23 protein-coding genes and 1 riboswitch are annotated in these 22,649 nt (G+C 57.6%); of the genes, 17 read left to right on the top strand and 6 right to left on the bottom strand.

The genetic code is table 11. From position 1 onward, the window contains the following. Positions 1-52: 52 nt before the first annotated feature. Both GOV85_RS12465 and GOV85_RS12460 read right to left on the bottom strand, forming a co-directional pair. Positions 53-1,357, bottom strand: a complete 1,305-nt coding sequence (locus GOV85_RS12465) for an FAD-binding oxidoreductase (RefSeq protein WP_171178589.1) — start codon at positions 1,355-1,357, stop codon at positions 53-55. A 48-nt stretch (positions 1,358-1,405) separates the two neighbouring features. Next, on the bottom strand, positions 1,406-2,194 hold the full coding sequence (locus GOV85_RS12460; RefSeq protein WP_245222876.1) for an IclR family transcriptional regulator: 789 nt from the start codon (positions 2,192-2,194) through the stop codon (positions 1,406-1,408). Between the two features lie 293 nt (positions 2,195-2,487). On the opposite strand from GOV85_RS12460, the gene GOV85_RS12455 reads away from it, so the two are divergent. The 14 genes from GOV85_RS12455 to radC all read left to right on the top strand — a co-directional run bounded on the left by GOV85_RS12455 (position 2,488) and on the right by radC (position 14,174). Next, entirely contained in the window at positions 2,488-3,489 is a 1,002-nt protein-coding gene (locus GOV85_RS12455) for an ABC transporter substrate-binding protein (protein ID WP_171178586.1), read from the top strand. Between the two features lie 102 nt (positions 3,490-3,591). Further along, positions 3,592-4,398: a taurine ABC transporter ATP-binding protein gene (locus GOV85_RS12450; RefSeq protein ID WP_171092888.1), complete on the top strand. Its 807-nt coding sequence runs from the start codon at positions 3,592-3,594 to the stop codon at positions 4,396-4,398. Beyond that, positions 4,395-5,663 (top strand): ABC transporter permease subunit, encoded by a 1,269-nt coding sequence (locus GOV85_RS12445; protein ID WP_171178583.1) that lies wholly within the window; start codon positions 4,395-4,397, stop codon positions 5,661-5,663. Before GOV85_RS12450 ends, GOV85_RS12445 begins: the two co-directional genes overlap by 4 nt. A gap of 208 nt (positions 5,664-5,871) precedes the next feature. Next, a riboswitch (TPP riboswitch) is annotated at positions 5,872-5,978 on the top strand. Between the two features lie 44 nt (positions 5,979-6,022). After that, positions 6,023-6,826 (top strand): bifunctional hydroxymethylpyrimidine kinase/phosphomethylpyrimidine kinase, encoded by an 804-nt coding sequence (thiD, locus tag GOV85_RS12440; RefSeq protein WP_171178581.1) that lies wholly within the window; start codon positions 6,023-6,025, stop codon positions 6,824-6,826. Beyond that, positions 6,823-7,800 carry a glycine oxidase ThiO gene (thiO, locus tag GOV85_RS12435; RefSeq protein ID WP_171178579.1) on the top strand — a complete coding sequence of 326 codons (978 nt, stop codon included), beginning with the start codon at positions 6,823-6,825 and terminating at the stop codon, positions 7,798-7,800. The genes thiD and thiO overlap by 4 nt, the downstream gene beginning before the upstream one ends. Next, on the top strand, positions 7,784-7,978 hold the full coding sequence (thiS, locus tag GOV85_RS12430; RefSeq protein ID WP_171178577.1) for a sulfur carrier protein ThiS: 195 nt from the start codon (positions 7,784-7,786) through the stop codon (positions 7,976-7,978). Before thiO ends, thiS begins: the two co-directional genes overlap by 17 nt. 2 nt (positions 7,979-7,980) lie before the next feature. Then, a complete protein-coding gene (locus tag GOV85_RS12425; protein WP_171178575.1) occupies positions 7,981-8,745 on the top strand; it encodes a thiazole synthase in 765 nt (254 codons plus the stop codon). Continuing rightward, a complete protein-coding gene (locus GOV85_RS12420) occupies positions 8,742-9,338 on the top strand; it encodes a thiamine phosphate synthase (protein ID WP_171178573.1) in 597 nt (198 codons plus the stop codon). Before GOV85_RS12425 ends, GOV85_RS12420 begins: the two co-directional genes overlap by 4 nt. Further along, positions 9,335-10,300 (top strand): HesA/MoeB/ThiF family protein, encoded by a 966-nt coding sequence (locus GOV85_RS12415; RefSeq protein WP_171178571.1) that lies wholly within the window; start codon positions 9,335-9,337, stop codon positions 10,298-10,300. The genes GOV85_RS12420 and GOV85_RS12415 overlap by 4 nt, the downstream gene beginning before the upstream one ends. Positions 10,301-10,320: 20 nt before the next feature. Beyond that, positions 10,321-11,256 carry an ABC transporter substrate-binding protein gene (locus GOV85_RS12410; RefSeq protein ID WP_171178569.1) on the top strand — a complete coding sequence of 312 codons (936 nt, stop codon included), beginning with the start codon at positions 10,321-10,323 and terminating at the stop codon, positions 11,254-11,256. Further along, complete coding sequence (tenA, locus tag GOV85_RS12405; RefSeq protein WP_171178567.1) at positions 11,253-11,927, top strand: thiaminase II; 675 nt, start codon at positions 11,253-11,255, stop codon at positions 11,925-11,927. Before GOV85_RS12410 ends, tenA begins: the two co-directional genes overlap by 4 nt. Beyond that, positions 11,924-12,652, top strand: a complete 729-nt coding sequence (locus tag GOV85_RS12400) for an ABC transporter ATP-binding protein (RefSeq protein ID WP_171178565.1) — start codon at positions 11,924-11,926, stop codon at positions 12,650-12,652. The genes tenA and GOV85_RS12400 overlap by 4 nt, the downstream gene beginning before the upstream one ends. After that, the gene (locus GOV85_RS12395) at positions 12,649-13,383 is read left to right on the top strand and encodes an ABC transporter permease (protein ID WP_171178563.1); all 735 of its coding nucleotides are present in this window, start codon (positions 12,649-12,651) and stop codon (positions 13,381-13,383) included. The genes GOV85_RS12400 and GOV85_RS12395 overlap by 4 nt, the downstream gene beginning before the upstream one ends. Positions 13,384-13,418: 35 nt before the next feature. Further along, the gene (gene radC / locus GOV85_RS12390) at positions 13,419-14,174 is read left to right on the top strand and encodes a DNA repair protein RadC (protein ID WP_171178561.1); all 756 of its coding nucleotides are present in this window, start codon (positions 13,419-13,421) and stop codon (positions 14,172-14,174) included. Positions 14,175-14,177: 3 nt separating this feature from the next. On the opposite strand, the gene GOV85_RS12385 is transcribed toward radC, so the two are convergent. The 3 genes from GOV85_RS12385 to secA all read right to left on the bottom strand — a co-directional run bounded on the left by GOV85_RS12385 (position 14,178) and on the right by secA (position 19,488). Further along, a complete protein-coding gene (locus tag GOV85_RS12385) occupies positions 14,178-15,728 on the bottom strand; it encodes a phosphate ABC transporter substrate-binding/OmpA family protein (RefSeq protein ID WP_171178559.1) in 1,551 nt (516 codons plus the stop codon). Between the two features lie 24 nt (positions 15,729-15,752). After that, positions 15,753-16,670 carry a hypothetical protein gene (locus tag GOV85_RS12380; protein ID WP_171178557.1) on the bottom strand — a complete coding sequence of 306 codons (918 nt, stop codon included), beginning with the start codon at positions 16,668-16,670 and terminating at the stop codon, positions 15,753-15,755. Positions 16,671-16,770: 100 nt separating this feature from the next. Then, positions 16,771-19,488, bottom strand: a complete 2,718-nt coding sequence (secA, locus tag GOV85_RS12375; protein WP_171178555.1) for a preprotein translocase subunit SecA — start codon at positions 19,486-19,488, stop codon at positions 16,771-16,773. Positions 19,489-19,664: 176 nt separating this feature from the next. Between secA and GOV85_RS12370 the strand changes: the two genes are divergently transcribed. Genes GOV85_RS12370 through mutT form a run of 3 tightly spaced genes read left to right on the top strand, consistent with a single transcriptional unit; the run spans position 19,665 to position 22,141 of the window. Then, complete coding sequence (locus GOV85_RS12370) at positions 19,665-20,513, top strand: peptidylprolyl isomerase (RefSeq protein ID WP_171178548.1); 849 nt, start codon at positions 19,665-19,667, stop codon at positions 20,511-20,513. Between the two features lie 6 nt (positions 20,514-20,519). Next, positions 20,520-21,746, top strand: a complete 1,227-nt coding sequence (gene argJ, locus GOV85_RS12365) for a bifunctional glutamate N-acetyltransferase/amino-acid acetyltransferase ArgJ (protein WP_171178546.1) — start codon at positions 20,520-20,522, stop codon at positions 21,744-21,746. Continuing rightward, on the top strand, positions 21,743-22,141 hold the full coding sequence (gene mutT, locus GOV85_RS12360; protein WP_171178544.1) for an 8-oxo-dGTP diphosphatase MutT: 399 nt from the start codon (positions 21,743-21,745) through the stop codon (positions 22,139-22,141). Before argJ ends, mutT begins: the two co-directional genes overlap by 4 nt. 21 nt (positions 22,142-22,162) lie before the next feature. Here mutT and GOV85_RS12355 read toward each other — a convergent pair whose 3' ends face one another. Next, positions 22,163-22,561, bottom strand: a complete 399-nt coding sequence (locus GOV85_RS12355; protein ID WP_171178542.1) for a hypothetical protein — start codon at positions 22,559-22,561, stop codon at positions 22,163-22,165. Between the last annotated feature and the right edge of the window lie 88 nt (positions 22,562-22,649).

Here is a 22,649-nt window from a genome sequence, read left to right as displayed (position 1 = left end):
CTTTTACGTTTTGACCGTTGTAAAAATCAAAACGACATGGCTTCGTTTGGCACTATCTGGTTTCCAGCCAATCCATGAAACGCATCGACCAGATCGCCGTTCCCAGACCTGCAATCTTGAACGGGCGATAGGACATGGCCCGCACCGGTGTTGTTGGAAAGGTCAGAGATTCAGAGTCAGCGCCCAGGGCACGCTCGGCTAGAACGCGGCCCATCACATGTGACATTGCAACGCCGCGCCCGTTGTAGCCTAGCCCGATTAAAAGGCCCGGCTGCGGTTCATGCAGGTGAGGCAGGTGGTCGTCGGTAACCGCGATGCGCCCGCCCCAATGATGGGACCAGTTGGCTCCTTTCACCTGAGGAAAAACGCGTTCGGCGTCTCGTTGAAGCCAATCGAAACCGCCCAGGTTGCCCGCGCGGTCCATGCGGCCCAACCCACCGTAGACCAACCGATTGTCTGGCTCTCGCCGTGCATACATGATGATCCGTCGGCTGTCCGAGATTGTGTGCCCCTGTGGCAGGATCGAAGCAATGACGTCTTCCGGCAACGGGTCTGTTGCAATCTGGATCGGGGTCAGAGGCATGATGCTGTTGGGTAGTTTCGGCACCAGTGGGCCGGTATAGCCGTTGGTTGCAACGATCACAGTGTCAGAGGTGACCGAACCCTGATCTGTGCGCAGTTGCCACTTACCGCCGACCTTGTTCATCGAGGTGACAGCGCTGTTTCCAAAAATCGAAACGCCGCGTTGTTGGGCGGCACCTGCTACGCCGCGCGCCAGCATCATTGGCTGTACGGCGCCACCGCGTGGGGTCACGACACCACTGGAATAGGCAGCAGTGCCCGAGGTGATTCGCAGATCATCCCCACGCAGAAGCTCCATTCCTGCGCCAAATTCGTTCCAGGCTTTCACGTCCGCCTCGGCCTTTTGCAAGGCCCGGTCGTTGTGCAGTACCCTCAGCCAGCCCTTCTGCCGGGCTTGGCACGGGATTTGATAGGTGTCGATCAACGAGAACAATTCGTCGGCGGAATTCAGAGACACTTCGGTCAGACGCTCAAAATAAGTCTGTCCCAGCATAAGCTGTAAGTCTTTGGGTGAGTTGAAAGGCAGCATAGGATTGACCTGCCCGCCAGTGCGCCCCGATGCGCCCCAGCCTACATCACCGGCATCGAGTACGACGGCTGACGTACCTGCCTCGGCCAAGGCCAATGCTGCGCGCAGACCGGTGAAGCCAGCGCCCAGAATGGACACGTCCGCGTGCAGATCGCCGGTCAATTGTGGGCTGTCGGGCATTGACGGCGCAGTGCTGGCCCAAAGCGAGTTCGGCCGCGTGGCCATGGCAGGTGGTGTTGCGAACATAAAAATCTCGTATATCGGAACAATAATTCCAATATTCGATAGCATCCGTCAGGTCGTCAAGTGGAAGTTTTCGGGTGCTTCGCCGCCGATCCGACTACAGATCTCGGCAGCGGTTTGTTTCAGCAAGTCAAGGCTGGCAAGCAATTCCTCTGGCGTGTCGTCTGCCGTCAAAGTCCAAACAGAAAGACAGGCGGCGACTTTGCCCTGATCATTCCAAATAGGAGCGGACATGCCCATGACCTGGAGAAATTCCTCTTTCACGACAACCGCATAGCCCTGATTCCGAACGACACCCAAGTCGGTCTCAAGCTCTGGCAGGTTTGTCTTTGTGTATTCGGTGAACTTTTCCAATCCGGCCGAGTCGAGCACGGAATTGCGCTGTTTTTCGGGCATAAACGCAAGGAAAACTTTGCCTGCGGCTGTGCAGTGCAGCGGTGCGTGGTCGCCTGCACGCGCTGCGTACCGAACCGAAACATTATTGGTTGTCCGCAGGTACAAAATGGTATCGCCATCCAAAACAGACAGCGCAATGTTCAATCCTGTCGCTTCGCTGAGGCGGTCAACAGGTTCTGCGACAACCTGCTGAAGATCCGGGTGTCGAAATCCGGCGCGTGCCCATTCCTGAAATCGCGAGCCAGGTTTGTAGGTTCTGCCGCTTTTGTCGTATTCGACCATCCGCTCACTTTGAAGAACGGCAAGTACGCGGTGGCACGAGCTTTTGACCAAACCTGTCCGCGCAACGATATCCGAAAAACCCATAGGTCTTTTTGCGTGGGTCAGGGCATCCATGATCATAGCGCACTTTGCGACGATAGAGCTGTCTGTCGATCTTGCCATGCCCACTCCCATATCTACTGCATTGCAGAACTACGACGAGTTTTTAACCGTTTCAACTTTTGAATACGCTCACAGCAAAACTTGAAGAATAAACAGTTGACGAAAAGAATGCGTACTCACTAGTGTTCTATTTCAGAACACCTGTTCTGCAAAACGATAGAATGAGAGGCTTCTTGATTGGCGGCGTGCAAAAAAGAAAAATACACGGCACAGTACCGTAAGGCGCACCCAATGCTCTCTCACAGTAAAACAGCGGAACGCGCTGTAAAAAAGTGACCCAACCGGAGGATACCATGAAAAAAACACTCGCCACTCTCGCTGCGACCAGTGTGCTTGCGTTGACAAGCCATGCAGTGCTTGCGCAGGACCTGGACGAAATCACCGTTGCATACTTCCTGGAATGGCCGCTGCCCATGCTAGAAGCCAAGGCCAACGGAACCTATGACGAGGCACTTGGCCTCAAGGTGAATTGGGTGAGCTTTGAAACCGGCACTGCGATGAGCGCGGCCATGGCCTCGGGCGACGTGCAGATCGCGGTCAGCCAGGGCATTCCGCCTTTCGTTGTTGCCGCATCCGCTGGTCAGGCGATTCAGGTGGTCGATGTCGCTGTGACGTATTCTGAGAACGACAACTGTGTCGTGTCGGAAGCGCTGGAGATCGATAAGGAAAACGCCAGCGAGCTGGCAGGTAAAAAGGTGGCTGTGCCACTGGGTACCGCCGCGCACTATGGCTTCCTTCGCCAGATGGATCACTTCGGTATCGACTTGGCCAGCCTTGAAGTTGTCGACATGGCCCCGCCTGAAGGCGCTGCGGCCCTAAGCCAGGGCGCAGTTGATTTCGCGTGTGGCTATGGCGGCGGTCTGTCCCGGATGAAAGAGCACGGCAACGTTCTGTTGACCGGTGCCGAGAAGGAAGAACTGGGTATTCTGGTGTTCGATGTGACCTCGGCCCCGGAAAGCTTTATCTCGGAAAACCCTGAGCTGGTCGCCCAGTTCCTTCAGGTAACTGCGGATGCAAATGAGCGTTGGAACTCGGGTGCGGGCGGTGATGCGATGCTTGAAGTTGTTGCCAAAGAATCCGGCATGGATCTTGAAGGCGCGCGCGCGGCCATCGGGACGATGGGTTTCCCCAGTATGGATGATCAGCTGTCGCAGAAATGGCTGGGCGGCAATGTGCAGACCTTCATGAAGGGCGTAGCCGACGTGTTTGTCGAGGCCGGCAGCATCGACGGTGCGCTGGACAGCTATGCCAACTCGGTCAACACCGAGCCGATGACGATTGCCGACGGCAAGTAACAAGGTTTGGCGTGGCGCATTTCCATGCGCCCGCCGATCCTCCCCCGGCAATCGGGCGTGCCGCCTGCTTGTGGCGGCGCCCTCATCTACAGAAAGCGGGATATGACAGGTTTATCCATCGAAAACATCTCCATGCGCTTCGACCTGCCTAACGGAACGGCCGTGCAGGCGTTGAAGGATGTCACGTTGCATCTGAACGAAGGCGAGTTGATGAGCGTGCTGGGCCCCTCAGGTTGCGGCAAGACCACACTGCTGAACATCGTTGCGGGTTTTCTGGCCCCGACCGAAGGGCAGATCGTGATGAATGGCCACACGGTCACTGGCCCTGATGCCGAACGTGGCATGGTGTTTCAGAAGGGCGCTTTGTTCGAATGGATGAGCGTGCGTGATAATGTAAGCTTTGGCCCTCGGATGAAGGGGCAGAAGGAAGCGCAATACGCGGCCGAGGTCGATCATCTACTTGAGGTCGTGGGGCTTCAGGACTTCAAGGAAAAGGCTATCTACGAATTGTCTGGCGGGATGCAGCAGCGTGTGGCGCTGGCGCGGTGTCTCGCAAATGACCCCGATGTCATCCTGATGGACGAACCGCTTGGCGCGCTGGACGCGCTGACCCGTGAAAAAATGCAATCGCTGGTTTTGAAGCTGTGGAAAGAGACCGGCAAGACAATCATCCTGATCACCCACTCGGTGGAAGAAGCGCTGCTATTGGGCGAGCGTCTGCTCGTGATGGCACCCAGACCGGGGCGCATTCACAAGGAATATCGCCTCCCCTTCGCAGATATGGGCGTCGACCAGGATCTGCGTGAGGTCAAGAAACACCCTGACTTCGCCACCAACCGCGAAGAGATCCTGGGCATGATCTGGGACATGGAAGAAGAAATCATGGGTCGGACGGAGGCAGCGCAATGATCCCCATTCTGATCTATATCGCGATATTTATCGGCGCTTTCTTTGTGGTCAAACTGGTGACTGCAGGCACAGACCGCCATGATTTCACCTCACTTAAGACGGTCACTTTCGGCGATGAAAGCGCCGTTGTCTCGGATCGTAAGGCATCAATCATCTCGATCATCGCCATCTTCGTGCTTTGGGGCGCATTCACCGGGTCGGCCTTGTTGCCGTCTTTCTTGCACGCGCCCGGTCCTTATGTCGGAGAGGGCTCATTCACCTACACTGTTGAAACGGCTGATGGTCAGACCGATGACGCCTCAGTGACGGTGATCGTGCACCCTGCGGACGCACCGGTGGATGAACCCGAGGTCGCGCCCGGCGACGGATTCGCCAAGGACGATGCCGTTGTGGTGCAGGCCTATCGCAGTAAGTTGGCCCGCCTTGACCGAAATGATGAGATCGGTCGTGACGAAGGTGCAAAGATCGTTGCCGTGAATGGTCAGTCGATTGAGCCGGGTGGTTCTGTGAACACTGATTTCGGTCGTGTGGTCATGTCGCAGCGCGGCACGCTCAACATCGACCCGGACAAGGGCTGGCAGATGGAGCCGATCTGGCTGCCCGCACCGGAAAACGTTTTCGAGCGCTTGGGCGAGATTGCCAGCGAAGGCTTCCGGAATTTCACCCTTTGGGAGCATCTGGGTTACTCGCTGTTCCGCGTGATCGTGGGCTTCCTACTGGGATCGCTTGTGGGCATTCCCTTGGGCTATGCCATGGGTCTGTCCAACTGGTTCCGTGGCTGGTTCGACCCGATTGTCGAGTTTATGCGCCCGGTTCCGCCGCTGGCTTTGATCCCGCTGGTGATCATTTGGGCAGGGATCGGTGAGGGAGGCAAGATCATCTTGCTGTTCCTGGCTGCGCTCTGGATCATGGCGATTGCGGCCCGTTCTGGTGTGTCCGGCGTGAACATCTCGAAGGTACACGCGGCCTATTCCCTTGGGGCGTCAAAGTGGCAGGTGATGCGCCATGTGATCATCCCCAATTCGTTGCCCGAGATCTTCACCGGTGCGCGGGTTGCGATGGGCGTCTGCTGGGGCACGGTTGTTGCTGCTGAACTGGTCGCCGCTGAAAAAGGGGCCGGCATGATGATTATGGTTGCCTCCAAATTCCAGAATACCGACATCGTGATCATGGGCATCATCCTGATTGGTGTCATCGGCTTCGGCATCGACATGCTGATGCGCTGGGCCGAACGTATTCTGGTGCCCTGGAAAGGCAAAAGCTGATATAGACTTGCACCAGACGTCAATACCGTCTGGGTGCACCCATAAAGATCATGAGGCGCGGTTTCCCAGTCAGGGTGCCGCGCCTTATGTGTTTTGCGCCTGCCGCGCCACTACGCGTGTTGCAAAACGGACCAGCGATATATCCAGTTTGCTGACCGATAACGCCCATTTGGCTCTTGCGTTCGGTGTCGGTGGCTGAGATTGTCTGCCCCAACCGTTGGGGTGCCCTATTTGCAGGGCTGAGAGGCGTGGCTGCGTTAACCCATCGAACCTGATCCGGGCAATTCCGGCGTAGGGAACGGTCTTTTGAATGCAGACAGTTTTCCTACATCGTTGCCCAAAGAAGATGGAGCGACGATATGGCTGCAATTGCCTTGACCATTGCGGGATCTGACAGCGGCGGCGGTGCCGGAATACAGGCTGACATGAAGGCCATGTCAGCACTTGGTGTTTTTGGTGCAAGCGTGATCACCGCCGTCACCGCACAGAACACGCAGGCCGTCACAGCGGTGCATGGTATTCCTCTGGACGTGATCGAGGCGCAAATTCAAGCGGTGCTGGGCGATCTGGATGTCAAAGCTGTCAAGATCGGTATGCTGGCAACACCTGAGATCATTCAAACCGTCGCAAACGGGTTGGCCGACTTTCAGCGACCCATTGTTCTGGACCCGGTGATGATCGCCAAGTCTGGTGACGCCTTGCTGGCGCAAGAGGCAATCCAGACCTTGCGCGATGTGCTGTTGCCGATGGCGGCGGTTTTGACCCCAAATCTGCCCGAAGCTGCTTGCCTGTTGGATGCAAAAGAGGCCGAAACACCCGATGAGATGGCCGCCCAGGGTCAGGCTCTTTGCGCTTTGGGTGCGCGCGCTGTGTTGATGAAAGGCGGTCATAGTGCGGGTGAGGTATGCCATGACTTGCTGATCGATCCGACGGGTATCGTGGCAGAGTTTCAGGCCCCGCGCCGGAACACCAAAAATACGCATGGGACTGGATGCACTTTATCGTCCTCGATTGCCGCGGGTTTGGCAAAGGGTCTGACGATGCAGGATGCCGTTGCGCAGGCGCATGAATACCTGCAAGGCGCGATTGGACGCGCAGATGAGCTGAACGTGGGTTCTGGGCACGGTCCGGTGCATCATTTCCATCAGGTCTGGCCCAAGTGACCGTCTGGTCTGTCATAGGAGCCGGGGTGGCCGGTCTGGCCGTCGCCAGCGAACTGGTGTCGCGCGGCGCGAAGGTGCAGGTGTTTGATCCCGGCGGCCCGCCAGGCCCGCACGGGTGTTCATGGTGGGCCGGGGGTATGCTGGCACCCTGGTGCGAATACGAAAACGCGGAAGAACCGGTGCTGAGACTGGGTCAGCGGGCAATCGATTGGTGGGCTGGTCGCACAAAGGTACAGCGGTGCGGTACGCTGGTTGTCGCCAATACACGAGACCTGCCGGACCTACGCAGATTTGCGCGTCGGACCGAAGCGTTTGTGGAAGCCGATCGCGCAAAAATTGCTGAATTAGAGCCTGATTTGCACGGGTTTGGGAAGGGCCTGTTCTTTGACCAGGAAGCCCACCTTGATCCCCGCCAGGCATTGCAGGACCTACACCGAGGCTTGAAGGAACAAGGGGTGGAATTCCATCGCAAATTGGCCCCTGCACAAATTGAGCACGCGATCGACTGTCGCGGACTGCACGCACGCGAATACCTGCATGATCTTCGGGGTGTGAAGGGTGAGATGCTGGTCGTGCGTTGCCCGGACGTTGAGTTGACACGCCCCGTGCGTCTTTTGCACCCCCGAATGCCGCTTTATATCGTGCCCCGGGGCGATGGCATCTACATGCTGGGCGCGACCATGATCGAAAGCGAAGACAGCAGCCGCATCACGGCCCGATCCATGCTGGAACTGCTCAGCGCAGCCTATGCCCTGAACCCGGCCTTTGGTGAGGCCGAGGTGTTGGAAATCGGCGTCGATCTGCGTCCCGCCTTTCCCGACAATTTGCCCCGCATCCGTCGCTTGGGTCGGACAATCTATGCCAACGGACTTTATCGGCACGGCTATCTGCTCGCCCCGGCTCTGGCGCAGGGTGTGGCGGATTTGGCGCTGGACAACACACATACGGAGATGGTCGATGAAGATCGTGCTTAATGGCGAGACGCGGGATGTGCGCGCCGAAACCCTGGCCGAGCTGCTAGAGGAATGCGGCTTCACTGGCCGCGTTGCCACCGCAGTGAACGAAGACTTCGTTCCTTCCAGCCTGCGCGTCGCGCACAAACTGGCCGATGGCGACCGGGTCGAAGTCGTTGCGCCGATGCAGGGGGGATAAGGATGAAAACCTTTTATGGAACGGAACTGCCCAACCCGCTGATGCTCGGCACGGCCCAATACCCCAGCCCTGCCATTCTGGAGCAGGCTTTCCGTGACAGCGGTGCGGGTGTTGCAACCGTATCCCTGCGCCGTGAATCCGGTGCGGGGCAGACCTTTTGGCAGATGATCCGGGAGCTTGGCGTCCTGATCCTGCCTAACACAGCTGGCTGTCATACAGTAAAAGAGGCCGTGACCACAGCCCATATGGCCCGCGAGGTGTTTGAGACCCCGTGGATCAAACTGGAACTGATTGGGCACACCGACAGCCTGCAACCGGATGTGTTCCAGTTGGTCGAAGCCGCCCGTATCCTGACCGAAGACGGGTTTCAGGTGTTCCCCTATACCACTGACGATCTGATCGTGGGCGAACGCTTGTTAGAAGCAGGGTGCGAGGTGCTTATGCCTTGGGGTGCGCCCATTGGGTCTGGGCGTGGTCTGAACAACGAATACGCCTTGCGCGCTATGCGGGCCGAGTTTCCGGATGTTCCGTTGGTGGTCGATGCCGGTATCGGTCTGCCCAGCCATGCGGCCCACGCAATCGAACTTGGCTATGACGCCGTCCTTTTGAACACGGCCGTGGCTCGCGCCGGGGATCCTGTTCTGATGGCCAAAGCGATGGCGCAGGCGACACTGGCCGGGCAATTGGCCCATCAGGCGGACCCGATTGAGGCGCGCGATATGGCTGAACCCTCGACCCCCGTTGTTGGAAAGGCATTTCTGTCATGACGCTGGACCGTTTTTATCCGATCTTTGATCACTCGGATTGGCTGCGCCGGATGTTGCCGTTGGGTGTCAAACTGGTGCAATTGCGCGTAAAGGATCAGCCTGATGATGAGGTTCGCGACCAGATAGCGGCCTCGCGCGATTTGTGCCGCGATCATGGGGCAGTTCTGGTGATCAATGATTATTGGCAACATGCCATCGATCTGGGATGCGACTGGATTCACCTTGGGCAAGAGGATCTGGATGATGCTGACCTGAAAGCCATCCAAAAAGCGGGTCTAAAGCTGGGTGTTTCAACTCATGACGATGATGAGCTTGAGCGCGTGTTGGCAATGGATCCCGACTATGTGGCACTGGGACCGGTCTATCCAACCATCCTGAAAAAGATGAAATGGCATCAACAGGGCCTGCCCCGCGTGACCGAATGGAAGGCACGTGTTGGCGACATTCCCTTGGTTGGTATCGGCGGCATGAGCGTCGAGCGCGCAGCGGGGGTGCTGGAGGCCGGGGCCGATATTGTCTCGGCCGTGACGGACATCACCCTAAACGCGGATCCCGAAGCACGGGTGCGCGCGTGGATCGAGGCGACGCGATGAGCCGCTATAACCGTCAGACGCTTCTGCCCGAAGTGGGCGCCGAAGGACAGGGCCGCTTGTCTTCAGCTCGTGTTCTGGTGGTGGGAGCAGGCGGGTTGGCCGCGCCGGTCCTGCCGCTTTTGGCCGGGGCCGGCGTTGGGGGGATCACGATTGTAGATGGTGACACTGTGGATCTGTCGAATCTGCATCGGCAAACCTTGTTTGCTGAGGCAGACTGTGGACATCCAAAAGCCGAACGCGCTGCTGACCGGTGCCGTGCATTGAATGCCGAAGTTGAAGTTGTCGCCCTCAATCACGCCCTTACAAGCGAAAACGCGGCTTCCCTGGTGGCGCAAGCCGATGTCGTTCTGGATTGCGCCGACAGTTACGCGGCCAGCTATATCCTGTCGGACACGTGCCTCGCGCAAGGCAAACCGTTAATCAGCGCTTCGGTTCTGGGGCTTTCGGGCTATGTCGGTGGCTTCTGCGGCGGAGCCCCATCCCTGCGCGCTGTGTTCCCGGACGCGCCCGATAGTGGGGCCAGCTGCGCTACGGCGGGCGTTCTGGGTCCTGTGGTTGGTGTGATCGGGGCGATGCAGGCGCAGATGGCGCTCAACCTGATCCTTGGGCTGGAGCCTTCGCCCTTGGGCCAGATTGTGCAGTATGACGCGCAAACCCTGCGCAGTACGGGGTTCCGCTTTGACGATGCGCCCGAGCCGAATACGTGCTTCCGCTTCCTATCTGTTAATCAACTGACGGATGCCGACCAAATCGTGGAGTTGCGCGGTATAGAAGAAGCACCAGTTCCAGCACACCCTGACGCCATCCGTATATCACCTGAAAACTTGCAACAGATAGACCCTAATAAAGGGAAACGGCTTGCTCTTTGCTGTGCGACAGGCCTGCGCTCGTGGCGTGCGGCGGAACACATGCAACCGAATTGGCCAGGCGAGATTGTCCTCGTCGCGGCCTCAACCTCGTGAATGAAAAGGAAACGCGAGACATGAAGAAGCTGATGACAGCCATAGCCCTTTTGGCCGCCGCGCCAGCCTGGGCCGAAGACAAGATGACAGTCCTGCTGGATTGGTTCATCAACCCTGACCATGGCCCTATTATTGTGGCTCAGGAAAACGGCTATTTTGCCGAGCAGGGCCTTGAGGTCGAAATCGTCCCGCCCGCGGATCCGTCCGCCCCGCCGCGTCTGGTTGCTGCTGGGCAGGCGGACCTGGCCGTGTCGTATCAGCCCCAGCTGCATCTGCAAATCCACGAAGGGCTGCCCCTGAAACGCGTTGGCACACTGGTTGCAACACCGTTGAACTGCCTTCTGGTGCTGGAAGATGGCCCGATCAAGTCGCCCGCAGACCTCAAGGGTAAGAAGATCGGTTTCTCGGTTGCGGGTGTCGAAGAGGCCATCCTTGGCACCGTTCTGGGCAAATATGACGTTGCTCTGGACGATGTTGAGATGATCAACGTCAACTTCTCACTCTCGCCCTCGCTGATGACTGGCCAGGTCGATGCGGTGATCGGCGCGTACCGTAACTTTGAACTCAATCAGATGGATATCGAAGGTCGTCCGGGCACTTGTTTTTACATCGAGGAAGAGGGCGTGCCATCTTACGACGAGCTGATTTATGTCGCCAACCCCGAGACGATGGACAAAGACAAGATCGCCCGCTTTTTGGCTGCGACCGAAAAAGCGACCCAGTATATCGTCAACAACCCGGAAAAAAGCTGGGAGATCTTCGCAAGCACGTCGCCTGAACTGCAAGATGAGCTGAACGCCCGCGCTTGGGTCGATACGTTGCCACGTTTTGCACTGCGCCCTGCAGGTTTTGATGCCGGTCGGTATGCCCGGTTCGAGGCGTTCCTGAACGAAAGCGGCATGATCGATAGCATCCTTCCGGTCAGTGATCTGACCATCGATGTTACCGCGCAATGAACGGGTATGGCAAAGCCTTCACGCTGATGCGTGATGCGGCGCAGGGGCCGTGGCGGGACTATACCCGCCACGCCTTTGTCGAAGGAATGAAGGATGGAACGCTGCCGCGTGAGGCGTTTCTTCACTATCTGCGTCAGGATTACGTGTTTCTGATCCATTTTTCTCGTGCGTGGGCTTTGGCAGTTGTGAAATCGGAAACGCATTCCGAAATGCTGACAGCGGTCGGCACCGTGAACGCTTTGGTTGCGGAAGAAATGCAGCTGCACATCGGTATCTGTGAGGCTGCTGGAATCTCACAGGATGAATTGTTCGCCACCCCCGAACGCGCCGAAAATCTTGCATATACGCGGTTCGTCCTCGAAGCGGGATACAGCGGTGATCTGCTGGACCTGCTGGCAGCGTTGGCCCCCTGCGTTATGGGCTATGGTGAGATCGGTACCCGGCTGGCGGAGGAAGCGACGTCCGAGACCTATCGCGATTGGATCAACACCTATGCCGGTGAAGAGTATCAAGGCGCGTGCCAAGCGGTAGGTGAGTTGCTGAATTCGGCTCTAACAAGGCGACTTGGGGCGGATTTTGAACCTTCACCCCGCTGGCATCGTCTGTGTCAAACCTTCCGGACGGCGACTGAGCTGGAAGTGAACTTCTGGCAAATGGGCCTAACACCATGACCCGTGCGCCCGGTCTGACAATCAGCGGATCAGCCAAAATCGATGATGCGACCCTGTTTGCTCCGTTGACCTTGAACCTGGACGCGGGTGCTTGGACCTGTTTGCTGGGCGGATCGGGCGTGGGAAAAACCACCGTTTTGCGGTTGATTGCCGGGCTGGAAACCGGGGCCAAGTTCTTGGGCCAGATCACAGCAAGCGACGGTTTGCCGGTCTCGGATCGGGTAGCTTACATGGCGCAGGATGATCTTCTGTTGCCCTGGGCGACAGTGGCTCAGAACGTTTCGCTTGGTGCGCGGCTGCGGGGCGAAAAGCCTGATCTGGATCGGCGTGACCGCCTGATCAAACGGATGCGCCTGCAGGATCACATGACCAAGAAACCGACCGAGCTGTCGGGGGGGCAAAGACAGCGCGTCGCGCTGGCCCGTACGTTGATGGAAGACCGGCCCATCGTGCTGCTGGATGAGCCCTTTTCAGCGCTCGACGCCCGGACTCGCGCCGATATGCAGGATCTGGCGGCCGAAGCGCTGGTGGGGCGAACTGTCCTTTTGGTCACGCATGACCCAGGTGAAGCCGCGCGCTTGGGGCAGTCCATTGTTGTCATGACCGAACACGGCCTGACCCCTTGCGACCCGCCTCATGCTCCGGCCCCGCGCAGCGTGGATGATCTGGAAACGCTGGAAACTCAGGGTGCGTTGCTGCGGCTTCTGCGGGAGGACGCAGCATGAGGTATCTGTCGGCGCTGGCAGCCACTCTGTTTGCTCTGCTCATCTGGCAAGGGATCGTAACCTTGACCGGATTGCCAAAATTCATCCTGCCCGGACCAGCCGTGGTGGCTGAAACTTGGTGGCAGAACAGGTGGTTAATCGCCGAGCATGCGTGGATCACCGCAGTTGAAGTTGTCATAGGCTTAGCTGTCGGTACGGTGCTGGGCGTCATCACAGCACTGCAATTGGCGAATTCGCGCGCCGCGCGAGTTTTGGTGCAGCCCATGCTGGTGTTTACTCAGGCGCTGCCGGTTTTTGCACTGGCACCGTTGCTGACCCTGTGGCTTGGCTATGGTCTGTGGTCCAAAGTCGCGATGGCGGTGCTGATCATCTATTTCCCGATCACCTCGTCTTTCTTTGATGGTTTGATGCGCACGCCACCGGGTTATCTGGATTTGGCGCGCACGATGCAGGCCAGCAAACGTTCGGTCCTGTGGCACATCCGTATTCCGGCGGCGCTGCCATCGTTGGCTTCGGGTATGCGTCTGGCGGCGGTTTATGCTCCGATCGGGGCGGTGATTGGAGAATGGGTCGGCTCGTCGCAAGGTTTGGGCTATCTGATGCTGCTGGCCAATGGTCGCGCCAAGACCGACCTGATGTTCGCGGCGATGCTGACGCTGGGTGTGTTCTCGATCCTTCTGCACATGATTGTCCGCCGCGCCACCGCGCATATGGAAGGAGAGGGGCGTTAACCAATCAGAAACTGATTCTGCGTCAGGGTGAAGCTATGACCCAGAACGCCTTTGCCGAAGCCCCTATGCTGTTTGACACGGACGAAGCGCCCGCGCAGCCGCTGCCGTCAGGTCGGTTACCCTCCTACATAAAAGACCACCGCAAGCGGCTGCGCGAACGGTTCATGGCAGGCGGATCAGCGGCGATGCCGGATTACGAGTTGCTGGAACTGGTGTTGTTCCGGTCGATACCCCGGCAGGACGTCAAGCCGCTGGCGCGTGGTTTGATGGATGCGTTTGGCGATTTCAACCGCGTGTTGACCGCGCCGGAAGAACGTCTGCGCAAGATCAAAGGCGTTGGGGATTCGGTGATCACGGATCTCAAGATCCTCGAGGCCTGCGCCCATCGGATGGCGCGTGCACGTGTGATGCAGCGGCATGTGATCTCGGGTTGGGATGCGCTGCTGGATTATTGTCACACCACCATGGCCCATCGCGAAACCGAGCAGTTTCGGGTGTTTTATCTGGACAGAAAAAACGTTCTGATCGCTGATGAAGAACAGGCCAAAGGAACCGTTGATCACGTACCGGTCTATCCGCGCGAGGTTGCAAAACGGGCGCTGGAGCTGAATGCTTCGGCCTTGATATTGGTCCATAACCACCCGTCTGGTGACCCGACGCCCTCGCAGTCGGACATCGACATGACCAACCGTATTCAGGATGCCTGTTCGGCCTTGGGGCTAACCCTGCACGATCACCTGATCATAGGAAAATCGACCGAGTTGAGCTTTCGGTCGGAAGGATTCCTGTAGCGCTTACTGAACCCAGATTTCGACCCGACGGTTAACTTTGCGGCCCCATTCCGTGTCATCGCAGGCCATTGGCATCGCCTCACCAAACCCTTCGGCTGAAACCTCGATACCTTCGGGCAGTGACGATTCCACAGCCGCCAGCACACCGTTGCGCACGGTTTGCGCGCGCCGCAAGGCGATGCGGGCATTGGTGGCGGCCCCGCCGTCACCGTCGCTGAAGCCCGCAAACACCAGCTTGCGCGCCTTCAGCGTTCCGGTCTCAAGCATCTGGGCCAGTTGTTGAATGTTTGAACGAGACTGTGCGTCGGGGCGCGAAGAGCCGGGTTCGAATCGAACAGACAAGGATAGGCGCGAAAGTGGGCGCAGCGTGTCGATCATGCGCTGCAACTCCTCCAACCCGACCTCGGAGCCGCCTGTTAAGATGGCATTGGCCAGCCGGTCGCCCTGCACGTCAACCGGCAGGTTTTCGGGCGATTGATCCACATACCCCGCGCCCCGTATCGCCATCTGAGCCTCTGGGCTTTGGGTGTATGCCAGAAACTGTCGCGCGATCCGTGGCAGGCGTCGGTCCGGGAGGTAAAGGAACATCGGCAGAGTCAGCGGATAATCCTCGGTCTTGATAGATTGTCGGGTCGCGGCAAGAGGATGTCCGCATCCTCCGGTCAGTGGCAGGATGCGGGTGGTATTAGCTGTAGCTTTGCTGGCTATCCCAATTGAAAAGGGATCTTTTGCGACAGAGTCTGTCAGATCGCGGATTCGGCTGTGCGGGGTCGCTGTCGGTGACAATTCTGCATCCACGGTTTTCAAAACCTGGTCTTCAACAGCTTGCGAAAGTCCGGATCCTATTTCCGGGACATGCAAAGCAATCGGCGCGTCTGGGCCGCCCAAATCCGCCCAATTGGTCACTTCCCCGGACAGGATGCGGGCCAAATCCGCCATCGAGATTTGCTGCATCATGTTGTCGGCAGCGACCACCGGGACCATTGCGTCCAACGCAATGACGCGCGAGCGCCGCGCCCGTTTCAGATCACCCAAACCGGCAGCTTCGGCTTCCTCTCGTTCTGACTCACGCACTTCCCGCTGGGCCATCACAATATCTGTCTGATCCGCAACAAGATCACTGAATCCACGCGCCGTCGTGCCCACATCAAAATAAAACCGTGCCAGCGGTGCCGAGCGCTCAGCCTGTCTTAGTTCGTAGACAAAGCTGTCCGAATCCACACGCGCCGGGATTGCGGTCAGGCTTTCTTGTTGCGCGAAGCCAATGATCAGCGCGGGCAGTACCGTTTCAGCCATAACGGATGAGCCGGAAAACCACAGCTCGGCCACAAAATCGGTCAGGTTCGGGCAGGCTGGACCGTCACATGTAACGCCCGATCCATCCACCGTGAGTGCGCCAAACTGCGTCTCAACGCGATAAAACTCGCCGTCAAAGCCCAGCAGATTGCCGGTCACTTCGACCTTGCCGTCATGCGACGTCAGCGTGATGTCCTGCGCCAGAGCGCCAGTGGCAAATGAAATCAGCGCAGCTGCCGCTACACGGAATAATGTCATAAGAGAGCCGAACCTGCCTGCGGATTACTTTGCCGCAATTGTCAGGTCTGAGAGCAGATTTTTCAACACCAGAAACTCACCAGCCTGTGAACAATCGGGCAGGGTCAGCGACATGTCGCGTGACCGCAAGCGACGGTCTGGCAGAAGCTCTAAAGCTTGCACGTTCAGCGTGTGCCCACAATTTGCTTCTGTCACTTCGGCCTCGACCGTCAGGTCAATTGTACCGGACTGATCCGATGCGCCTGCAGGAAAAGAATACACTTCGATATTCTGTGCCTTTTCGTGACCAATCTGACCCAGGCGCAAAACCTTTCCGGCGCCTTTGGCCGATGCGTCATCCCATACATGGCCATCACCGCCATAGCTGGCGCCGAACTCCAGAGCATGGATCTGCAATTCGGTCTCGCCCTGCCATTGCAGGGCAACGCGATTGTATTCGACAATGTCAGAAACGTGAGTGGTGGCGACAGTGCCGGTTTGGTCTTCGAACGAAATCAGGAAAATCGCGTATTCCGACAAGGCCGGGATGGTCATTTGCAACCCGCCAGAGGCATCGGTCATTTGACTGACCGTCAGGCCACTGTGGTGGATCTCAACCCGCTCTTCCGCGTTGCAGGGCGCTTTGAGCGAAACACGCGCCATCGCGCCCGAAACCGCAATTGCACGGGCACTGATATTACAATCCGACGGTTTGAGCGCGGAAGGAACCCCGCGAGGTGCCGAAGCTGCATTGCCGGGATTTGCATCAGAGGGCGTGGCAGACGTCAAAACAATATCTTCCAGTCCCGACAGAACCGAAGACTGTTCGGATGCCGAAGCGACATCAATTCCAGCCTGCGCGCCGTTGGGCTGCGCAGATGATCCGTTTTGCATCAGGTAGCCGATGCCCAAAGCACAGGCGACGGTACCGCACATGGTCACGTAGTTGCGAACTACAAACAAGACACCCTCCCCAGTTGAAGGAGCAGCTTGCACTCTCGTTACGAATCGCGGCCAATTTGTGGCCGCGAGACGGACTCATTGTGATCAGTGTGTGTTGACGTCAGGTCAATCGGCCGTGGCAGTGTTTGAACTTTTTGCCAGAGCCGCAGGGGCAGGGGTCGTTTCGCGACGGGTTACCCCAGGTTGACGGGTCATTCTCATCAAACCCCGGCAGCGCATCACCGGATGCTGTAGCTTCGGCTTTGGCTTCGGCCTGACCAGCGGCCTTGTCCACCGCCTGTTGCGCCTGCGCTTGTTGCGCAGCCATCTGGGCGAGCATTTCTTTCTGCTCTTCCTCGGTCAGCGGACGCACGCGCGACAATTGCTGAGTCACGGTTTCGCGCAAGCTGTCCAGCATACTTTCGAAAAGTTGGAAGCTTTCGTTCTTGTATTCGTTCAGTGGGTCGCGCTGTGCGTAACCGCGAAAACCGACGACCGAACGCAAATGTTCCAACGTCAGCAAATGCTCGCGCCATTTGCTGTCGATAGTTTGTAGCAATACCTGTTTTTCGATATTGCGCATGTTCTCAGGCCCGAAGGCGACGGCTTTCTGGGCCATCATCTCATCAGCGGATTTGATCAGACGTTCGCGCACCTGCTCGTCATCCACGCCTTCCTCGGCGGCCCAGTCCTGAACCGGGGCGTCGATGGTCAGCTTATCCTTGATCGCCTCATGCAGACCATCGGTATCCCATTGATCGGCATAAGATTTCGGCGGCATGTACTCATCGATCAGATCGTCAATCACCTGCTCGCGCATATCTGAGACGATCTCGGACAGGTCATTGGCCGACATGATTTCGCGGCGCTGGCTAAAGATCACCTTACGCTGATCGTTCATCACGTCGTCAAATTTGAGAACGTTTTTCCGCATGTCGAAGTTGCGGCCTTCAACCTTGGACTGCGCGCGTTCCAGCGACTTGTTCACCCAAGGGTGGACGATCGCCTCGCCTTCTTTCATGCCCAGCGTGGTCAGCACCTTGTCCAGACGTTCCGAGCCAAAGATGCGCATCAAATCGTCTTCGAGGCTCAGGTAGAACACAGTGCGGCCCGGATCGCCCTGACGGCCTGAACGACCGCGCAGCTGGTTGTCGATGCGGCGGCTTTCGTGGCGTTCAGACGCCATGACATACAGACCACCAGCAGCCAGAACCTTTTCTTTTTCCTCAGCGTGGCGCGCTTCTTCTGCGGCTCGCAATTCCGATGGATCAGCCTCGGGGTTTTCGGCCAGCGCCTTCAGCACTTTCATTTCGACATTGCCGCCCAGCTGAATGTCGGTGCCGCGACCGGCCATGTTTGTGGCAATTGTCACGGCACCCAAACGGCCTGCATCTGCAACGATCTGCGCCTCTTGCTCGTGCTGACGGGCATTCAGAACGTTGTGCTCGATGCCTTCTTTGGTCAGCATTTGGCTCAGCAGCTCGGACTTCTCGATCGAAGTGGTACCCAGCAGAACCGGCTGACCTTTTTCCTGCGCCTTTTGGGTTTCGCTGATCATCGCGCCATATTTTTCCATTGCGGTGCGATAAACCTGATCATCCTCGTCGATACGGGCAATTGGCTTGTTGGTTGGAACCTCGACCACGCCCAGACCGTAGATTTCCTGAAATTCCTCAGCCTCGGTCAACGCAGTCCCGGTCATACCACCCAGCTTGTCATACAAGCGGAAATAGTTCTGGAAGGTCACGCTGGCCAGCGTCACGTTTTCGGGCTGGATCTGCACACCTTCCTTGGCCTCAATCGCCTGATGCAGGCCTTCCGACAGGCGGCGACCCGGCATCATACGGCCAGTGAACTCGTCGATCAGAACAACGTTGCCGTCCCGGACAATGTAATCCTTGTCCCGTTGGAAAAGCTTGTGCGCGCGCAGACCCTGGTTCACGTGGTGCACGACCGTGGTGCTTTCGGGGTCATACAAGGAATGGCCTTCGGGAATCAGGCCTGCCTGTAACAACTGAGCTTCCAGAAACTCGTTGCCCTCGTCCGTGAAGGTCACGTTGCGCGACTTTTCATCCAAACTGAAATGGTCATCGCTTAGCGTTGGGATCAGCGCGTCAATCGCTGTGTACAGATCCGAGCGGTCCTGTGCAGGCCCCGAGATGATCAGCGGCGTCCGCGCCTCGTCGATTAGGATCGAGTCGACCTCGTCCACAATCGCGAAGTTGTGGTGTTTCTGATAAACCTGTTCCAGATCTGCCTTCATGTTGTCGCGCAAATAATCGAAACCCAGCTCATTATTGGTGGCATAGGTGATGTCGCACTTATAAGCGGCCATCTTTTCATCATCGGGCTGGCCCGACCAGATCACACCGGTGGTCATGCCCACGGCGGCAAACACCTTGCCCATCCATTCCGAGTCGCGCTTGGCCAGGTATTCGTTCACCGTGACCACATGCACGCCCTTGCCGGTCAAAGCGTTCAGATAGGCAGGGAAGGTCGCGACCAGTGTCTTGCCCTCACCCGTTTTCATTTCCGAGATATTGCCCTGATGCAGGAAGGTTCCGCCCATCAACTGCACGTCAAAGGCCCGCAAACCAAGCGCGCGCTTTGCACCTTCGCGCACGTTGGCAAAGGCTTCGGGCAGCAGACTGTCTAGGCTTTCGCCATCCAGCGCCCGTTTGCGCAGTTCTTCCGTTTTTTCGATCAGACCCTGATCCGACAGTTTCTCAAATTCGGGTTCCAATGCGTTGATCTTTTCGATCAGGGGGCGGGTCGCCTTGATCTTGCGGTCGTTCGGTGTTCCGAACACCTTTTTGGCGAGCGTTCCGAGTCCCAGCATGTTCACTCCAGCGGATCTGTTCTTGTCTTGGTTGCGACAGGCTTGCCCACCTTGCGCGCAACCCATAGATACGGGGGGTGAAAGGCGGCCCTGTCCAAGGCTTCAAAGCGATGTAAGCGGCAGGTTCCAGAGTGTCAACGCTGCGCCCTGTCGCGGCAAGGAAATAGGATGATTCAATGCCCAAAGGCCTCACTTTTCTGCCATCGCTGGCTCTGACTGCCATGATGGCGCTGCCGCTGGCCGCCGAAACCCAACCCGATGCGTCCACAGTTGTTGCGCGTGTGAACGGTGACGAGATCACACTTGGTCACGTGATAGCGACCGTTGCCGTTTTGCCCCCGCAGTATCAGCAGGCAGAAGACGACGTTTTGTTCGACTTTGTTCTGGAACAATTGATCCAGCAACAATTGCTAGGTCAGCAGCAAGATGACCTGAACACTGAAAACGCCCTGCGTTTAGAGAATGAAGAGCGATCGCTGCGTGCGGTACAGACGGTCGCCGCGTTGACAGAGGCTGCGGTCACGGATGATGCCATTCAAGCGGCCTACGATGCGCAATTCAAAGATTTCGCAGGCGAAGACGAATTTGATGCCAGCCACATCCTTGTCGAGACCGAGGAAAAAGCAAAAGAGCTTAAGCTGCAGCTGGATGAAGGTGCCGACTTTGCCGAGCTTGCGCGCGAAAACTCGACTGGGCCGTCCGGCCCCAATGGGGGCGCGCTGGGTTGGTTTGGCAAGGGCCAAATGGTGCCCGAGTTCGAAGGCGCCGTGATCGCGCTTGAAAAAGGGCAGGTCTCGGATCCGGTTCAGACCCAATTTGGCTGGCATCTGGTCAAGCTGAATGACAAGCGCAAGACCGAAGCGCCTGAATTGGACATTGTGCGCGAAGAACTTGTGCAGACGATCCAGCAGGACGTCATTCAGGCCCGTATTGATGAGCTTACGCAACAGTCACAGATCGAGCGTCCCGCGCTGGATGGTGCAGGCCACGAAATGATGCGCCAACTGGACCTGATTCAGGAGTAAAGACCCGTGGCCAAGATTACCAAGGTTTCACCGCTGGCCCCAGCGTCATTCCCTGACCTGCCCGCGATTGACGGTGTGCGCTTCGCAACTGTCGAGGCCGGGGTGCGTTATCAGGGCCGTACCGACGTCATGCTGGCCGTTTTGGACCCAGGCACTTCGGTCGCCGGGGTCTTTACCCGCTCGGCCACACGGGCTGCGCCGGTGCTGGACTGTCAGGACAAGATCGGTGGGTCCAGCGAAGGGCCTGCGGCGATCCTGGTGAACTCGGGCAATGCCAATGCCTTTACAGGCCACTATGGCCAGACCTCGGTGGCCGAGGTGACGCAAGCCGTGTCCAAGGCCACCGGCGTTCCGATAGAACGCGTCTTTACCTCGTCCACCGGGGTGATTGGTGAACCGTTGCCCCATGACCGTATCGTTTCGCAGCTTGAGACGTTGAAATCCGGCCTGAGCCGCCATGCTATCGAGGATGCAGCACGGGCAATCATGACCACCGACACCTTCCCGAAAGGGGCGTCTGCTCAGGTCGAGATTGACGGGAAAACAGTCTCTATTGCTGGGATTGCGAAGGGGTCCGGCATGATCGCGCCCGATATGGCGACGATGCTGGTCTATATTTTCACAGACGCGCAACTCGAGCAATCTGCGCTGCAGTCCATACTGAGCGCGCAGACTGACCGGACCTTCAACTGCATTACCGTGGACAGCGATACGTCGACCTCGGACAGCCTGTTGCTGTGCGCCACCGGGGCATCTGGCGTGAACGCCACTGGCAATGCCGCCTTTGCCGAAGCGCTGGAAACCGTGATGCTGGACCTCGCGCAACAGGTCGTGCGTGACGGGGAAGGGGCCACAAAATTTGTGGAGATTCGCGTAACCGGGGCCGTCTCGGACATGGACGCCAAGGTGCATGGTTTGGCAATTGCCAACTCGCCGCTGGTCAAAACCGCCATCGCGGGCGAGGACCCGAACTGGGGCCGCATTGTCATGGCCATCGGCAAATCCGGTGCGGCGGCGGATCGGGACCTTCTGAGCATCTCGTTCGGTGACATTCTGGTGGCGGAAAAAGGTTGGGTCAGCCCTGACTACCGTGAGGAGGATGCGGCCGAATATATGAAGGGTCAGGACCTTGTGATCGCGGTCGACCTTGGACTGGGCGAAGGCAAATCCACCGTTTGGACCTGCGACCTGACCCATGGATACATCGAGATCAACGCGGATTATCGCTCGTGAAAACTATACTGGTATCTGCTGTCGCTCTCATCGACATCGAGGGCCGTGTCCTGCTGGCCCAACGTCCCGAAGGCAAATCCATGGCCGGTCTGTGGGAATTCCCTGGAGGCAAAATCGAACCCGGCGAAACCCCCGAAGTCGCCCTGATCCGCGAATTGCATGAGGAACTGGGCATCGACACCTGGGCCTCGTGCCTCGCGCCGCTGACTTTTGCCAGCCACAGCTATGACGATTTCCACTTGCTGATGCCGCTGTTTGCTTGTCGGAAGTGGGAGGGGATACCGCAGTCCAAGGAGGGTCAGGCGCTGAAATGGGTGCGCGCGAACGATTTGCGGAATTATCCGATGCCTGCGGCGGACATACCGCTGATCCCAATTTTGCGGGATTGGTTGTAGCCGCACATGCTGGTTCCGGACTTATTCAACGCGCGTCGCTGACAGTTTGAGATACCCGACCGGAGTATTTGCGCCATTTCTGACAAAGTCATCGTCTGCTGCATCAAATATTGAGAAGGTTTTGACGTCTTTTCCATATTGGATGATTGCGTGACCGTGTTCATCGATGAACTGCAACTTGCCTGTACTTTTTGCGATCTGGAAGAAAACGATATTGAGCCCTGGCCTTAGAGTGCTTTCAAAATCTCCCATAGCAACCTTGCAATCCGCAGACTCTTCACACGTAAACCGAAAAACAACTTCATCGTCTTCAACTTTAATATGCCCCTGGATCAGTACCTCCGAGGGTTGCTCTGCAACTGCCCCTGATCCCGTGAGCAAGCTTAATATGAAGAAAAGCCGATAGATGGTGTTGGTCATCAACTTACCTAAAAAATAGCCTAAAACACATATGCATTAGAGGTCGCACATATCGCCTGCCTCGCCAAGCGAGATCTTGTAAACCGTT

The sequence above is a fragment of the Ruegeria sp. HKCCA4633 genome (assembly GCF_013034605.1).
Classification (GTDB): Bacteria; Pseudomonadota; Alphaproteobacteria; order Rhodobacterales; family Rhodobacteraceae; genus Ruegeria.
This window is presented reverse-complemented; position numbering and strand designations above follow the sequence as displayed.

Excerpts from the sequence above, each read along its gene's own strand:
- secA (WP_171178555.1), bottom strand. The coding sequence starts at position 19,488 with ATGCTGGGACTCGGAACGCTCGCCAAAAAGGTGTTCGGAACACCGAAC.
- GOV85_RS12460 (WP_245222876.1), bottom strand. The coding sequence starts at position 2,194 with ATGGCAAGATCGACAGACAGCTCTATCGTCGCAAAGTGCGCTATGATC.
- GOV85_RS12355 (WP_171178542.1), bottom strand. The coding sequence starts at position 22,561 with ATGACCAACACCATCTATCGGCTTTTCTTCATATTAAGCTTGCTCACG.
- GOV85_RS12370 (WP_171178548.1), top strand. The coding sequence starts at position 19,665 with ATGCCCAAAGGCCTCACTTTTCTGCCATCGCTGGCTCTGACTGCCATG.
- thiS (WP_171178577.1), top strand. The coding sequence starts at position 7,784 with ATGAAGATCGTGCTTAATGGCGAGACGCGGGATGTGCGCGCCGAAACC.
- GOV85_RS12400 (WP_171178565.1), top strand. The coding sequence starts at position 11,924 with ATGACCCGTGCGCCCGGTCTGACAATCAGCGGATCAGCCAAAATCGAT.
- GOV85_RS12410 (WP_171178569.1), top strand. The coding sequence starts at position 10,321 with ATGAAGAAGCTGATGACAGCCATAGCCCTTTTGGCCGCCGCGCCAGCC.
- thiD (WP_171178581.1), top strand. The coding sequence starts at position 6,023 with ATGGCTGCAATTGCCTTGACCATTGCGGGATCTGACAGCGGCGGCGGT.
- GOV85_RS12395 (WP_171178563.1), top strand. The coding sequence starts at position 12,649 with ATGAGGTATCTGTCGGCGCTGGCAGCCACTCTGTTTGCTCTGCTCATC.
- GOV85_RS12445 (WP_171178583.1), top strand. The coding sequence starts at position 4,395 with ATGATCCCCATTCTGATCTATATCGCGATATTTATCGGCGCTTTCTTT.
- GOV85_RS12465 (WP_171178589.1), bottom strand. The coding sequence starts at position 1,357 with ATGTTCGCAACACCACCTGCCATGGCCACGCGGCCGAACTCGCTTTGG.
- GOV85_RS12385 (WP_171178559.1), bottom strand. The coding sequence starts at position 15,728 with ATGACATTATTCCGTGTAGCGGCAGCTGCGCTGATTTCATTTGCCACT.
- GOV85_RS12450 (WP_171092888.1), top strand. The coding sequence starts at position 3,592 with ATGACAGGTTTATCCATCGAAAACATCTCCATGCGCTTCGACCTGCCT.
- tenA (WP_171178567.1), top strand. The coding sequence starts at position 11,253 with ATGAACGGGTATGGCAAAGCCTTCACGCTGATGCGTGATGCGGCGCAG.
- GOV85_RS12415 (WP_171178571.1), top strand. The coding sequence starts at position 9,335 with ATGAGCCGCTATAACCGTCAGACGCTTCTGCCCGAAGTGGGCGCCGAA.
- GOV85_RS12420 (WP_171178573.1), top strand. The coding sequence starts at position 8,742 with ATGACGCTGGACCGTTTTTATCCGATCTTTGATCACTCGGATTGGCTG.
- GOV85_RS12425 (WP_171178575.1), top strand. The coding sequence starts at position 7,981 with ATGAAAACCTTTTATGGAACGGAACTGCCCAACCCGCTGATGCTCGGC.
- radC (WP_171178561.1), top strand. The coding sequence starts at position 13,419 with ATGACCCAGAACGCCTTTGCCGAAGCCCCTATGCTGTTTGACACGGAC.
- GOV85_RS12455 (WP_171178586.1), top strand. The coding sequence starts at position 2,488 with ATGAAAAAAACACTCGCCACTCTCGCTGCGACCAGTGTGCTTGCGTTG.